Source organism: Klebsiella ornithinolytica (genome assembly GCF_030505655.1).
GTDB lineage: Bacteria > Pseudomonadota > Gammaproteobacteria > Enterobacterales > Enterobacteriaceae > Klebsiella > Klebsiella ornithinolytica.
Genome location: NZ_CP130153.1, coordinates 756,460 through 770,292 on the forward strand (window position 1 = coordinate 756,460; position 13,833 = coordinate 770,292).

At 54.8% G+C, this 13,833-nt stretch carries 12 protein-coding genes; 6 read left to right on the forward strand and 6 right to left on the reverse strand.

All coding sequences use genetic code 11. From position 1 onward, the window contains the following. Positions 1 to 7: 7 nt before the first annotated feature. Positions 8 to 1,198, forward strand: coding sequence for a glycoside hydrolase family 88 protein (locus Q1L34_RS03635; protein WP_044349572.1), 1,191 nt, complete (start codon positions 8 to 10; stop codon positions 1,196 to 1,198). Between the two features lie 22 nt (positions 1,199 to 1,220). Then, entirely contained in the window at positions 1,221 to 1,778 is a 558-nt protein-coding gene (locus Q1L34_RS03640) for a DJ-1/PfpI family protein (protein ID WP_015585722.1), read from the forward strand. 124 nt (positions 1,779 to 1,902) lie between these two features. Here the strand turns inward: Q1L34_RS03640 and Q1L34_RS03645 are convergent, their stop codons facing one another. Genes Q1L34_RS03645 through Q1L34_RS03670 form a run of 6 tightly spaced genes read right to left on the reverse strand, consistent with a single transcriptional unit; the run spans position 1,903 to position 7,940 of the window. Further along, positions 1,903 to 2,913, reverse strand: a complete 1,011-nt coding sequence (locus Q1L34_RS03645) for a fimbrial protein (RefSeq protein WP_015585723.1) — start codon at positions 2,911 to 2,913, stop codon at positions 1,903 to 1,905. Beyond that, positions 2,913 to 3,431 carry a fimbrial protein gene (locus tag Q1L34_RS03650; protein WP_004867604.1) on the reverse strand — a complete coding sequence of 173 codons (519 nt, stop codon included), beginning with the start codon at positions 3,429 to 3,431 and terminating at the stop codon, positions 2,913 to 2,915. The genes Q1L34_RS03645 and Q1L34_RS03650 overlap by 1 nt, the downstream gene beginning before the upstream one ends. Next, a complete protein-coding gene (locus Q1L34_RS03655) occupies positions 3,422 to 5,956 on the reverse strand; it encodes a fimbria/pilus outer membrane usher protein (protein WP_099144023.1) in 2,535 nt (844 codons plus the stop codon). The genes Q1L34_RS03650 and Q1L34_RS03655 overlap by 10 nt, the downstream gene beginning before the upstream one ends. A gap of 12 nt (positions 5,957 to 5,968) precedes the next feature. Next, complete coding sequence (locus tag Q1L34_RS03660; protein WP_015585725.1) at positions 5,969 to 6,649, reverse strand: fimbrial biogenesis chaperone; 681 nt, start codon at positions 6,647 to 6,649, stop codon at positions 5,969 to 5,971. A gap of 52 nt (positions 6,650 to 6,701) precedes the next feature. Further along, positions 6,702 to 7,286, reverse strand: a complete 585-nt coding sequence (locus Q1L34_RS03665; RefSeq protein ID WP_004867599.1) for a fimbrial protein — start codon at positions 7,284 to 7,286, stop codon at positions 6,702 to 6,704. Between the two features lie 51 nt (positions 7,287 to 7,337). Next, positions 7,338 to 7,940 (reverse strand): helix-turn-helix domain-containing protein, encoded by a 603-nt coding sequence (locus Q1L34_RS03670; protein WP_004867594.1) that lies wholly within the window; start codon positions 7,938 to 7,940, stop codon positions 7,338 to 7,340. Between the two features lie 1,468 nt (positions 7,941 to 9,408). Here Q1L34_RS03670 and Q1L34_RS03675 point away from each other — a divergent pair. The 4 genes from Q1L34_RS03675 to Q1L34_RS03690 all read left to right on the forward strand — a co-directional run bounded on the left by Q1L34_RS03675 (position 9,409) and on the right by Q1L34_RS03690 (position 13,832). Then, entirely contained in the window at positions 9,409 to 9,924 is a 516-nt protein-coding gene (locus Q1L34_RS03675; protein ID WP_015585726.1) for a fimbrial protein, read from the forward strand. Between the two features lie 89 nt (positions 9,925 to 10,013). After that, entirely contained in the window at positions 10,014 to 10,565 is a 552-nt protein-coding gene (locus tag Q1L34_RS03680; protein ID WP_015585727.1) for a fimbrial protein, read from the forward strand. A gap of 1 nt (position 10,566) precedes the next feature. Further along, positions 10,567 to 13,074 carry an outer membrane usher protein gene (locus Q1L34_RS03685; RefSeq protein ID WP_327204359.1) on the forward strand — a complete coding sequence of 836 codons (2,508 nt, stop codon included), beginning with the start codon at positions 10,567 to 10,569 and terminating at the stop codon, positions 13,072 to 13,074. 5 nt (positions 13,075 to 13,079) lie between these two features. Further along, entirely contained in the window at positions 13,080 to 13,832 is a 753-nt protein-coding gene (locus Q1L34_RS03690) for a fimbria/pilus periplasmic chaperone (RefSeq protein ID WP_015585729.1), read from the forward strand. The last annotated feature ends 1 nt before the right edge of the window (position 13,833 follow it).

The window sequence follows — 13,833 nt, forward strand, 5'->3', positions numbered from 1 at the left end:
AGTTGTTATGACCAAAAAGGTGATTACCGAAGCCCTCCGTCCCGTCGAACTGTATCAGGTCGACCGGCTGGCGCTGCGCCAGAAGCTCGACGATGCGCTGGCCAGAGTGACCCGCAAGCTCGATAGAAATATTGTCGCATTTGGCGATAAATTCCCGGGCGAGGCCTGTGAGAACGGGATCTGGCCACGCTCTGAAAACGTCGAGTGGACGACCAGCTTCTGGCCGGGCCAGCTGTGGCTGGCGTGGGAAATGAGCGGTAATCCCGCCTATCGCGAGGCTGCCGAGCGCTACTTGCCCTCTTTTGCCCGGCGCATCGAGGAGCGTATCGATACGGCGACGCACGATCTGGGGTTTCTCTATACCCTCTCCTGCGTCAGCGCATGGCGACTCACCGGCAACGAAGCCGCCCGCCAGAGCGCGCTGCTGGCCGCGGAAACGCTGATGGAGCGCTATAACCCGACGGCCAGAATCATTCAGGCCTGGGGGGATCTGAACGACCCCGAACAGCAGGGGCGGATGATCATCGACTGCAATATGAATTTACCGCTGCTCTACTGGGCCAGCGAGCAGACCGGGGACCCGCGCTATGCGCAGGCGGCCACGGCTCATGCGCAACAGGCGGCGCGCTATATCGTGCGTGAAGACGCCTCGACTTACCACACCTACTACATTGACGTGAACACCGGCGAGCCGCGTTTTGGCAACACCCATCAGGGCTATAGCGACACCTCCTGCTGGTCCCGCGGCCAGGCATGGGGCATCTACGGCTTCCTGCTCAGCTATCGCTATACCGGTGATAAAAATATGGTGGAGCTGTCGCGCAGTCTGGCCCACTACTTCCTGAACCGCCTGCCGGAAGATGATGTGTGCCACTGGGATCTGGCCTTGCTCGGTACCGACGCGGTACGCGACAGCTCGGCGGCGGCAATTACCGCCTGTGGCCTGCTGGAGCTGGTCAACGCGCTGCCGGCGCTCGATGAGCATCGCGCGCATTACGAGGAGATGGCGTTGCGTATCGTCCAGTCGCTGACCGATAACTATCTGGCGACCGACGATGACCCGACCGAAGGGCTGCTCAAGCACTCGGTTTATCATATGGGCAGTGGAAAAGGGGTGGATCAGTGCTGCAGCTGGGGTGACTACTTCTATCTTGAAGCACTGGTACGCCTGCGCCAGACCTGGTACTCGTGGTGGTAAGGGCGGAATGGAGAGAGAGAACATGAAAACGGTAGCCGTTTTGTTGGCCCCGGGCTTCGAAGAAGGGGAAGCGATTGTCGCAATCGATGTTTTACGGCGCTTGAATATCCACGTACAGACGATCGCCTGCGCGCAGACGCGAGAGGTCGTCAGCTACCACGCTATTCCGATGATAGCGGACAGTACGCTGGCGGAAAGCACAGACCAGACTTTTGACGCGGTGATCCTGCCGGGCGGGCCAGAAGGGAGTGTCTCTCTGGCCCAAAACGAGCAGGTTATCGCCTTTGTGCGCCGCCACGATGAACTGGGCAAATATCTCTGCCCGATTTGTTCCGCCGCGGCGCGCGTGCTGGGGGGCAACGGCCTGCTGAAAGGCCGCCGCTATGTCTGTTCCGGCGAGCTCTGGCGGCAGGTGACCGACGGCGTCTATGTTGACGCGGATGTGGTGGAGGACGGCAATCTGATTAGCGGCCGGGGGCTCGGGAAGGTGTTTGATTTTTCCCTGACGGTGGCGGCGCGTCTGCAGGGCGATGAGGCGGCGGCCCGTGAGCATGCGGAGCATATCTATTACCGCTGGTAGCGTAGGGCAGGGAGCGTGCCGGTTGTCAGGTGCGCTGAGGTGAGCAAAAACGGGCCCGGGCGATGTCCCGGACCTTTGCGTTCACGCTTATCGTTTTACTCACCACGCAGAGTGGGCGGACCGCTCACTGGTAGGAAAAGGTAATACTCGCCAGGGCATTGGCGGAGCCTGGTACCAGAGGACCGGTACGAACGTAGCGCGCCTGAAAGGGCAAAGAGAGCGCCTGCACTGCCGTGGTGGTCTCGATAAAGAACTGATTGGTGGTGCCCGACGCTGAGCTGTCTGGCCCCATCATCAGCGGACCGCTGCCGTTGTAAAAGAACTGAACCCCCACCCCGGAGGCGGTGGAGTCGCCGGTCAGGGTCACGGTGGAGGAGGTGTTTGATGGCGTCGTCTGATCCGTCATTACCGCATAGAGCGCCACCTGTTCGTCGCAGGTGAGGCTGACGTTAAATGCGCCTGACGGCGAGGTATCGCCCACGTCGGGTAGCGTACGTACATCAAGGGTACCCAGTTCGACACTGGCGCTGTCTGTGCCGACCGTACAGCCGCTGGCCGTCACCGTCACGGTGGTCGGGTCAATGATCACCTGAGCGGTTTTGGTTTCGTTGTTATACGCCGTCAGGATGGCGGCATTAATGGTCGGGATGGCGTAGACGCCCGTTTTCAGCGCACTATCGGTTTTGATGTAGGTCAGCTTCGCCGACCAGCCTAAATCAAACGCCATGCCGCTGGTGCCCTCGGCGGGATAACTTTGGGTCACCCCGTTCTGTAACGGTATGTAGGTCGAGCCGTTGAAATCTTTCAGGCCAAGAATATAGCCGATTCCGGGAACCCCGGTTGCAAAAACGGTGTAGTTTGCGCCATCAACATTGACCGAGAGTCCGGCGAGAACCGCGCTGCTGCTCGGTTCGAGCGTGCCTTTGCTACAGGTAAAAATATATCCGCACCAGAACACCTGTTGCACGCTGACCGTGGCGATCCACGTCGAGCCGATGATGTTGCCAGGGACGACGGAATCGGCAGGGCCGGTATAGGTCATCGGCTGCGGAGAGAGCGTAATATCGGATTTCCAGTTCAGGGCAAAAACGTGTGTACTGGCGCACAGCCAGCCGATAAGCAGTAAAAAACGCATCATTGATACTCCGTAGTCCAGGTGGCGAAGGCTGACACTTCTCCGGTATTGACGGCGGCCCCCGTGGCCACCAGTCGCGCATAAAAGGTCATCTGTACGCTTTCATCTCCCGAGACACCGTAGGCCGTGGTTTGGCTTTCCAGCGGCACCTGAATGCCGTCTTTATCGAGGATTTGTACCGCGACTCCGGTTGCGCCGCCGTCTGCGACCTTAATCAGCTGCGGGTTGAGTTCGTCCGGCGTGCCGCTAAAGCGGATCTTCGCTCCGGTAAAGGTGGGGCCGCACTCTTCTAGTTTTAATGTGAAGGCGCTTTTGATATTGCTCACCGCACCCGCTTCGCGAAACTGCTTAATACCGATGGTGCCCAGCGGAACGCTCTGTTCTTTGGAATCCGCGGAGACGATGCAGGTATTGCCGATTAAATGACCGCTCACCGAGACCAGAACGTCATAGCCGTAAGCGGGGACAGTCAGGACAACAAACAGCGCGATAGCGGGCAGGCGGGTTGTTACTGGCATATCACCTCCTGTGAATAGAGGCCGGTGCGGGGGTTATAGTCCTGCTGACGCAGACGATATTTAACGCTGCAGCTTTTGCCGCTTTCCTGTCCCCAGACGGCGTGCAGCGTGCCTTCAAGAGGCAAGCCCGGCAGATACAGGCTGCCGGCATCGCCAACGATACTGCTGGTTTGCTCATCGGCAAGCGATACCACGGCGCCAAACGGTAGCACCTCATGGTGGCGACGAATGACGAACAGGGCTTTAGCCCCCTGGCGCGTGACCATAGTGGCCCGCACCAACGCGCCATCGGTCGGCGTTTTGCTGACGATGGCGTTCTCCAGCTCAACGTCATTTCCGGCGGTAGTGACATCCAGCGCCACCTGATTGACGCGATACGGCGTGGCATAGGGGATCACCGCATAGCCTCGGCTATCGGTTTTGATGCCTTTATGGTTGAGCACCGACACGTTGCCGGCCCCCGGCGCTTTGATCAGAATATTGGTGTTTCCCAGCGGCTGGCTCAGCGTCAGACCATCTTCATGAAGAACCGCGCCGCCGCTCATGCCGTAGCTCAGGTTGCGCGAGTCGCGGGAGTAGCTATAGCCTATGTTGTAGTCTCCCCATGGACCTGCGTACTGTAAGGCGGTATCGGCGCCGTACTGTTGCTGCGCGCTGTAACGCTGATTGACGCTATAGAACACATTCTCCATACCGGGCAGGTAGCCGCTGAGGCCAGCGCTATTGCTCGCTCCCGTTGAGCCGGCATGCGTGGTGGTGAAGCGTGCGCGGGTCGCCAGCTGTGGCGTGCCAAAAGGGACGGAGAGCGACAGGGCGAAGATATTTTCATTCTGGTTAGCGAACAGGTTGCCGCTGCGTTGAAAACTGACGCCAACGGCGACATGACGGAACATTGCATTCCACGCCAACTGTATGCTTTGCGTCTTGTCAGGGGTATGCCAGTAGGTTTGCTGATCCCATGACAGCGAGAGCGAGCCGAATCCGCCCATCGGCTGCGACAGCAGCAGCTGGTTTTTCGCTTTGCGCAACAGATGCAGGTTATAAAGATTCTCATAACGGGTAGTGACGCTACCGTCAGCCTCGACCACCTGTTTTGCTACGCCGCCCTTCATCCCTTTGTAGGCCGTATCGCTGAGGGTATAGAACCCCTGAGTAGAATAGCGCAGCGAATAGAAATTAAAGCGCGTGCCAAAGTCGTTGAGCCGTTTGCCGTATCGCAGGCGCAGGGAATCTCCGCTGTAGCGACGCTCGTTCGCCAGCCTGCTGTTCGCGTGAGTGACATCCAGCGAGTAGGCGCCAAAGCGCCCGAGATTTTGCCCTACGCCGAGCGCCAGCCCGCGATAGTTTGCAGACAGCTGCGCGCCGCCGTAAAAAGTGAGGCCGTGCTGCCAGCCGTAAAAGAGTTCGCTTTGGGCGAACGACGGGGAGTCCTGATTGCCGACGGGACGAAACTTCCCGGCATTGAAGGCATACTTCAGCTGTCCGGAACGTACCAGGTTCGGTACGCTGGCAAACGGAACGGTGTACTGGGTTTTGCTGCCGTCGCTCTCCTGAATGGTCACGGATAAATCGCCGCCCGATGAAGTGGGGTAGAGATCTTTCAGGATGAAGGCCCCGGCGGGGACGTTTGTCTGATAAATAATGTTACCGTTCTGCCGTACGGTTACGGTGGCATTACTCCGTGCGATACCGCGAACTTCCGGCGCGTACCCACTCAGGCTGGCGGGCAGCATATTGTCATCTGTTTTCAGCGTTACGCCGCGCAGACCTACGGCATCAAAAAGTTGTGCGGAAGTGTAGGTCTCTCCGACGTAGGCCTGAGCGCTCAGAGCGGGGATATCCCGTTGGAGCCAGGTTTGCACGTGGGTAAGCTTATTGCTCTGTTTAGTCCACGTGGTGTAATCGCGCAGCCGCCACGCCCCGAGGTTCACGCCGCTGTTCAGGCTGGCGAAGAGCTGGCGATCGCGGATCCGCGTGTCGCCGCGAAACTCACTCCTGGAACCGTTGACGATATAGTTCATCCACGCGGCGTGGATACCGTACTCCCAGCTTTCCTGGCTGACATAGCCCCTTGGCAGATTACGCATAACGCTCTGCGGCAGGCTGAAACTGAGGGCGAGCGTTTTCTGGTCGAAATCAAAGCGGGCGCCCGGGAAGAGCGCGTCTAAAAAATAGCATGGCCGGGCCAGCGGCAGCGCTTCGTCTTTGGCCTGACGGCTATCGATACCCAGCGCAGCTATTTGCGCTGGCGTGATGCAGGGCAGGGCTTCGTCTTGCCCCTTGCTCCGGTCGATGCTGAACTTCACGTTGCCGGTGAAAGCGTAATTGTTATTAATATAAACATTAATATTGTACTCGCCGGGCGGTAACGCATTTCGCGCATTAACCCATGAGAGATCGGCGATGTTCTCGTTCTCACCGCTGAGGAAAGCAGGATTAAACTGCAAATCGCTCTCTGCGGCGGCGACATGCTGTATGACCACGGCATGGACCATGGCCATGGCGCAAACGGTTTTTGCTTTCACACGGTCATACCTTTATTTTTGAGTTAGCGACACGCTGTTGATGGGCGTCCAGGCTCCATAATCATTGATGGTCTGGTAGCTTGCTGTACTTGCCCGAGCGAACGACTCCGCCAGGGTTACGCTTGCCTTTGGCGGCACCATTACCGGTTGAACAGGCTTGCCGTCGATTTTTAAATTGATGGTGGTGAGGTAATACGGCGTTGTGTTATTGAGCGTGACTTTTCCGGCGCGATAGTGGGCGGTTATTTTTTTCCACGCCTCGTTAACATCGCCGATGAGGCCTGCCGGGCGGTAAAAGACTTTTATACGGTTTGCCGAAGCAAATTGCAGAGAGTTGCCGGACGTATTGTGACTCTGCTGCGGAATCGCTTTGACCGTCATCCAGTACAGCGTTTCCCGGTCCTGCGGCAGCGATTTGCCGTTGAACATCATTTTCACCGCGCTTTCGGACGCGGGCTTTAAAACATACAGCGGAGGCGTGATGATAAAATCATTCGAGCGGCTCCCTTGTTCATTCTCGATCCACGACTGGATAAGGAAGGACGAATCGGGGTGGGTATTCCTGATTTGCAGCATCGACTGTGTGGTGGCGCCTGAGTAAACCATTCGCGTTGCGCCCAACCCCACTCCGCCTGCATGCGCTGCCGATGAACACAGCGCGGCGGCCAGACAAATCCATGTTAATGAGCGCATAGTGCCTCTCCTGATAGTGAGTCTGGCCTGGCCTTCTGACCAGGCCAGAAGATTACGAATAGGTCACGGTATAGGTCGCAACGGCGCTGGCATCGCCCGCAGTGGCATTACCCTGCGGCGAATAGTATTTCGCGCTGAAGTTCAGGGTGTTTGAGCCACTACGCAAGACGACAGGCGCTGCGGCTTCACCCAGTCTCACGACGTTCCCCTGTTCGTCATACAGACGAATGGCGACATTTTGCGCGGATGCGCTGCTGCCGTTAGAACCGACGGCCAGGCTATCGGCATCGGCGTTGTCCGGCGTGCCGGTAAAGGTCACTGCAACGGTGGTGGCCGGGATAGGGTTCTCTTCCGTTGAGGCGGAGGTATCGGCGATTTCGCAATCCTCAAGAACGATGGAGAAGGCTTTTGCCGTGCTGGCTTCGCTACCGGCAGCGGCGAGCGTAGCGGTACGGACTTCCCCCAGATTGACGTCAATATTGGCACTGTTGGCGCTGATGGCGCAGGCAGAAGTGACGACGCTGCCGTTGAAGTTGACGGTGCCCCCGCTGGTGCCTGCTGCCAGCGCTGAGCCGAATGGCAGCAAAGCTGCAACGCCTAATGTCAGCAACATTTTATTATTTACACGAGTCTTCATTATCTTGATTCCATAGTTTGCTATTAAGGGACGGTATCTGAAATGACGGGGTTAGCTGGTTAAAAAGACCAGCAGGTCCGTCTTATTTCTGAGACCTAGTTTTCTTATCGCTGAGTTTTTTAAGGCGCTGACACGGCGATATGAAAGCTTCTCGAGTTCGGCGATGTAACGTATATCCAGGCCATTGCGAATTTTTTTTAATACTCGCCATTCGCCTGGTGTCAGTGATAACGCCACGGGTTTGGTTTTCGGTCGATAGCGGCTATCCACCATTTTTAATAAGTTGGCTCGCCAGTGATAAATCGGATCCTGTAGCGAGATATAGGCGTCAATTTCACCATGTACCCACAGCAAAGAGTTCGCCGGGGTAGAATACATACAGACAAATACCTCCGGATAATTCGCCTTGATTTTTTTGATGTAGCTCAGGCAATCAAATCCGGCATGATATTTTTCAGCGCCGGAGACAAAGAGAATATCTATCGAGGTCGTTGTTAAGAGGTTATCAAGTAGCGAATAATCACTATCGGACGTTTCTATCCGAATATCAGGAGTAATACCTTGTAATAATGTGACGATGCCACAACGGGCAAAGCGGTCACCTCCTATTAAGGCAATGTTATAATTGCTTTTTAATTCAAGTTTATTCGCCATGTTGTTCCTTAACTGATCATCATGAGGTGCCGTTGTATCGGTATGGCTGATATCACCTTCGTCGTGGCTTTATGATTTCGTTTAACTGTCACTATACCCGCAGGGAAAGTAAGGTAATCTGAATTAATCTTAATTTATTTTAATTATGAATGAGTCTTGATCTATCAATGTGTTCTATGGAACGCGTCCGTCTCACTTTTTAGCTGTCACGACAATGATACTGTGCTGCGGAACGTGTGACGTTGAACGGTGTTGGGTTGGAGCAAAGTTAGTCTGCGGCAGTCCGAAAGTCTGGTTTCTGATACCGGACGCCCGCTGACATCGACCCTTATGACGGTTTTCACCGGGCGGCATTGAAAAGAGTATGAAATCAATTTATTGATTTAATTTGTTTTATATTGTCCTGACGGGCATTTGCGATGTGCGGACCTGAAGGCTTGGACTGACTGACCAGTGTGGCTGTTTTTTGTACGATCTGAATCTACTTAAGAAGCGACTTAAGAAAAAATAAGAACAAAAAGGCCTGCGTCAGTCTGGCGCAGGGCATCTTTATGCGCCAATTTTAAAATAACCAGACGTCGGTGTTAGACTGCTCCGGGTATTTAAACCGATTGCGAAATTCACCGTCACTGCATATCACCCGCTATGTTATGTCAGCACGAATTATCAGGTATTTGTTGTTTGTCAACCCTCTCTGCCCTTTCATTGTCTTCTCCGCATATTTCAGGTATCGCCGTGTCGATATTGTTTTCTCTGACCTGATCCCGACTTGATGTTCTGTCAGACGATAACAACCGGGCAGCATCATTGATAAACGGAGAGAAACCTGTCGTTAACCCATTTATTCCTGTGCTCGCCACTGTTTCTGAATATGGCTGGCCTGTCCCTGTTTGTTTTACCGATGAGCCCATCATCTGATGCTGAAAAAAGAAGCGAACTGATACCGTAATAGAGCGTGTTTAGTGTCTGAACAGGAGGTTTTTTATGTTGAGGCGGTGCTAATAATATTGATTGTTAGTATAAAAACCTTAAAAATATAAATTTTAAAGTATATAAATCTAACCAAGTGTAATTGATGGTTTTTAGTTCTAATAAAGTTGATATTTTTAGAGATGGTATTTCATTTTAAATGTGCTGTTTTTTTAGGCTTCCAATTTCAGATGATTGAACGATAATTTCAATCGTCAGCGAAGTGAGAGCCTGGGTTTGTATTTTAACCCTGGGTCAGATTCTCGACTGGTGATGTGATTTTAGATGTAGTGTCTTATTAGTAAATCGGGGTCAGTGGTTTTTGGTTTGTTCGAATCTTTCGGGTATTTATTTGCATGTATATTTTGCGGGCAGGGAGCCGTATGTCTGAAATACTGACAGGGAGTGTTTTCTGACAATTGAATGTGAATAAAGTGAGAGGTTTCTGGCGATTTATTAATAGCAATTAAGTCTTTCGTTCAATTAAAAGGATTGTTTTATGAAACTGAATAACGTTTTTTCTGCTCTGGTACTGGCGTCGGGTCTGGCTACTTTTGGTGCGCAGGCCGACCAGGGGAGTGGTGTAGTGACATTCACCGGTTCGGTGATTGATGCGCCTTGCTCAATCGCGGCAGGTGACGAAGACCAGACCATCAGCCTGGGTCAGGTTTCCAGCTCAGCTGTTGCTAACGGCGGGACGTCTACTCCGGTTCCGTTCTATATCCACCTGGAAAACTGCTCTGTTGATACGGCTAACACCGTAACCACAACCTTCAGCGGCGCAGATTCCAGCGTTGACGGCGCGGTACTGGGTGTGACCGGTTCTGCAACTGATGTCGGTATCGTGATGACCGATGGCTCAAGCAACACCATTACTTTAGGTGAAGCGACCGCTGGCCAGACCATCACTAACGGCGATAACACGCTCGCTTACTCTGCTTACATCATCGGTGGCGCTGCGCCAACCGAAGGTGATTTCACCGGCGTAACCAACTGGACCCTGGCGTACGAATAAACCCTGACATTATTTCGTTAATCCGTTCAGACGGCCGTAACAGGCCGTCTGATATTCGATGCCGACTGAATAAGTGAAAAGGGTTTGCTATGCGTTTTATCTTTTCAATAACAATAAAAATAGTGAAAACATTCCCTTTTCTCCTGTCCGGTTATTGCCTGCCATTAATTGCCGCACCTCAGGGGGAGGGCGCCGTCTTTATCAGAGGCGAAGTGCTTTATACCCCTTGCGCCATTGATCTGGATAGCCGCGATCAAACGATTGAAATGGGTGATACCCCCGTCTCGGATATTGCAACCAAAGGCTATGGCCCGACCCGCACATTCACCATTCGCTTAATTAATTGTCTGATGCTGCCGGCACCAGGGAACAGCAAATATGACTCCGAGTACTACCAGATAACGTTTGAGCCTATGACTGGCACAGCGCGATTCGCCATTCGCGGTGAGGCTCAGGGTATTGAACTGGCTATCCGTGATACGGACGGCAACATGGCCCAACCCGGGGTGGCCTTTCCTGCCAGGGAGGTGACGGCAGGAAGCATGAATTTGAATTATTCACTGCAGCTCGTCAGCAATGGTCAGCCGCTTAAAGCCGGGGATTACCAGTCTCTGATTCGCTTCAGAATGGATTACTACTGAGATGAAAAAGACAACACGGCTGTTCCGACGTTCACCGCTCAGCGTGCTGATTCTGGGGCTGATGCTATCAGCTACCAGAACATGGGCTGACGATGAGATTCAGTTTAATACCGACGTACTGGATACCCAGGATAAGAGCAACATCGATCTCAGCCATTTCTCGCGTCGGGGCTACGTCATGCCCGGTGAATACACCTTTAGCATTATGGTGAACAAGGACATCCTCCGTGAAGAGCAGATCGTAGTCTACCCCGACGGTGAAAACGGGCAGGACAGCCTGATTTGTCTGACGCCGGAGCAGATTTCTCGCTTTAACCTGAAGACCAGCGTCATCGACGATCTGCGCTGGTTACGTGCCGGGGAGTGTCTGGATAAAACCAGCCTCGAAGGGCTGGAGATGCGCGTCGATCTGGCGAAAGACACGCTCTATCTGTCTATCCCTCAGGCATGGCTGGAGTTCACCGCGCCGAACTGGGATCCGCCTTCACGCTGGGATGACGGTATTGCGGGGATGGTCGCGGATTACAACCTCAATATGCAGACTCAGCATTCCCAGAACGGAGTGGACAGCCAGAGTTTCAGCGGGACGGGCGTTTTGGGGGCTAACCTGGGAGCGTGGCGCGCTCGTGCGGACTGGCAGGCCAACTGGAACAAACGGGGGAGTTACACGGACAAGGATTTTTCCTTTAGCCGTTACTACCTCTATCGCGCGATTCCTTCCCTGAAGGCCAGGCTGACGGTGGGCGAGGATTATCTCAGTTCCGATATTTTCGACACCTTCCGGTTTAGCGGCGTGAGCCTCAACGCCGATCTCAGCATGTTGCCGCCGAGCTTGCGTGGCTACGCGCCGGAAGTGACGGGGATCTCCCGTTCCGGCGGCAAGGTGACAATCAGCCAGCAGGGACGTGTGCTGTATGAAACTCAGGTAGCGGCGGGGCCGTTCCGCATTCAGGAGCTCAATGATGCCGTATCCGGTACCCTGGACGTACGGGTAGAAGAGCTGGACGGTAGCGTACAGGTCTTCCAGGTCACTACCGCCTCTGTACCTTATCTGACGCGTCCCGGCGCGCTGCGCTACAAACTGGCGGCCGGAAAACCCTCCGAGTGGGAGCACCGCATGACCGGGCCGATTTTCAGCTCCGGTGAGCTCTCCTGGGGGGTGGCTAACGGCTGGACGCTGTATGGCGGGATGGTTTTCGGCGGTGACTATAACGCGCTGTCGATAGGAAGCGGACGAGACCTCTATCTGCTTGGCGCGCTGGCGTTTGACATCACCCAGTCGCGCGCCGCGTTGCCTGCAGAAGGCACCTTATCCGGTACGTCATACCGGGTGAGCTACTCGAAAACTTTCGATGAGTACGACAGTCAGGTGACCTTCGCCGGCTATCGCTTCTCCGAACGCGACTTTATGAGCATGTCGGAATATCTCGACGCGCGCTACGGTAACGGCACCTCGCATAGTCCGAAAGAGAAATACACGGTGTCGTTCAATAAACGGTTTCGCGATCTCGGGCTGAGTACCTATATCAACTATAGCCACCAGACCTACTGGAACAGCGCCGATAACGACCGATTGAGCCTGTCCCTGTCCCGCTATCTCGACATCGGGCCGTTTAAGAACATGAGCATGTCGCTCTCCGTTTACCGCAGCGAGTACTACTCCTTTAAGGACGACGGCGCCTATGTGTCGTTGTCGCTGCCAATCGGTAACGGCACCTCGCTTAGCTATGGCGCGACCGTCAACCGCAGTGATAACACTCACCGGGTGAGTTATTACGGGCGCGTGGACGAACACAATAGCTTCCAGGTCAGCAGCGGCATCTCGCGCAGCGGTCCGACTGCATACGGCTATTACACATGGCTGGGTGATAGCGCACAGGTACAGGCTAATGCCAGCTATCACTCCGGTAGCTATAGCGCGCTGGGTATGAACGTCACCGGAGGCCTGACGATGACTCCGAAAGGCGGAGCGGCTCACCGTTCCAACGCCCGCGGCGGTAGTCGCGTGCTGGTGGATACCGCCGGCGTCAGCGGCGTACCGGTGAAGGGGTTTGGTGCCTCGGAGAAAACCAACGCCTTCGGGAAGGCGGTGATTGCCGATGTCAACAGCTACTACCGTAACCCCATTCGTATCGATGTGGACAAGCTGGATGACAACGCTGACATCACGCGTTCCGTCTCCCAGGCCACGCTTACTGAGGGCGCCATCGGCTACCGTCAGTTCGACGTTATTTCCGGGGGGAAAGCGATGGCCTTTATCCGCAAAGCTGACGGCAGCTTCCCTCCGTTTGGTGCCTCCGTCATGAACGAGAAAAATCAGGAAACCGGCGTAGTCAATGACGAAGGAAGCGTCTGGCTGAGCGGGATTCAGCCAAACGGCAAAATGACCGTGAAATGGGATGGTAAAGCGCGCTGCGTGGTGCATCTGCCCGCTGCGTTACCTGAAGTGTTGGAAAACCTGCTTTTAACCTGTGCGCCGGAATCAGCCGGCCTGACTAACAAGAGTTAACCGAGATGATGATACGTTTTTCCGCCCTGGTGGGCATACCACTGATGATCTCCTGTATGGTGCAGCAAGCGAGCGCTGCCGTATCGCTGGACAGAACCAGGGTCATTTTTGACGGCGCGGCAAAGTCGGTCAGCTTGCGTCTCACTAACGAGAACAAGACGCTGCCGTATCTGGCCCAAGGATGGGTGGAAGATCCGCAGGGGAAAAAGATAACGGACCCATTGGTGCTGCTGCCGCCAGTACAACGAATCGAGCCGGGGGAACAAAGCCAGATCAAAGTGCAATCTACCGCCTCGATTCAGCGTTTGCCGCAGGATCGGGAGTCGCTGTTCTATTTCAACCTGCGCGAGATCCCGCCCAAAAGCAGCAAACCCAATACCCTGCAGCTGGCGTTACAGACCCGCATCAAGCTCTTCTATCGTCCGCCGGCTATCGAGGTGAAACGCGCGGATTACGCTACGCCATTTCAGGAACAGCTGACTCTGACACGTGAGGGCGACAAGTATCGGGTTAATAACCCGACACCGTATTATATCTCGCTGGTCAACGCCTCCTCAACGCTCGCCGGCAAAGCGGCTGCCGGGTTCAAGCCCATTATGGTGGAGCCGAAAGGGCAACTGACGCTCGTGCCGACCGCTTCGGCGTTGGGTAGCGTGCCGGTACTGACCTATGTCAACGACTTTGGCGGGCGCGCGAAGCTGGTCTTCAGCTGCGGCGGCAGTCAGTGCAAGGCCGTCCCGCAGGAAAAGAAAAAGTAAA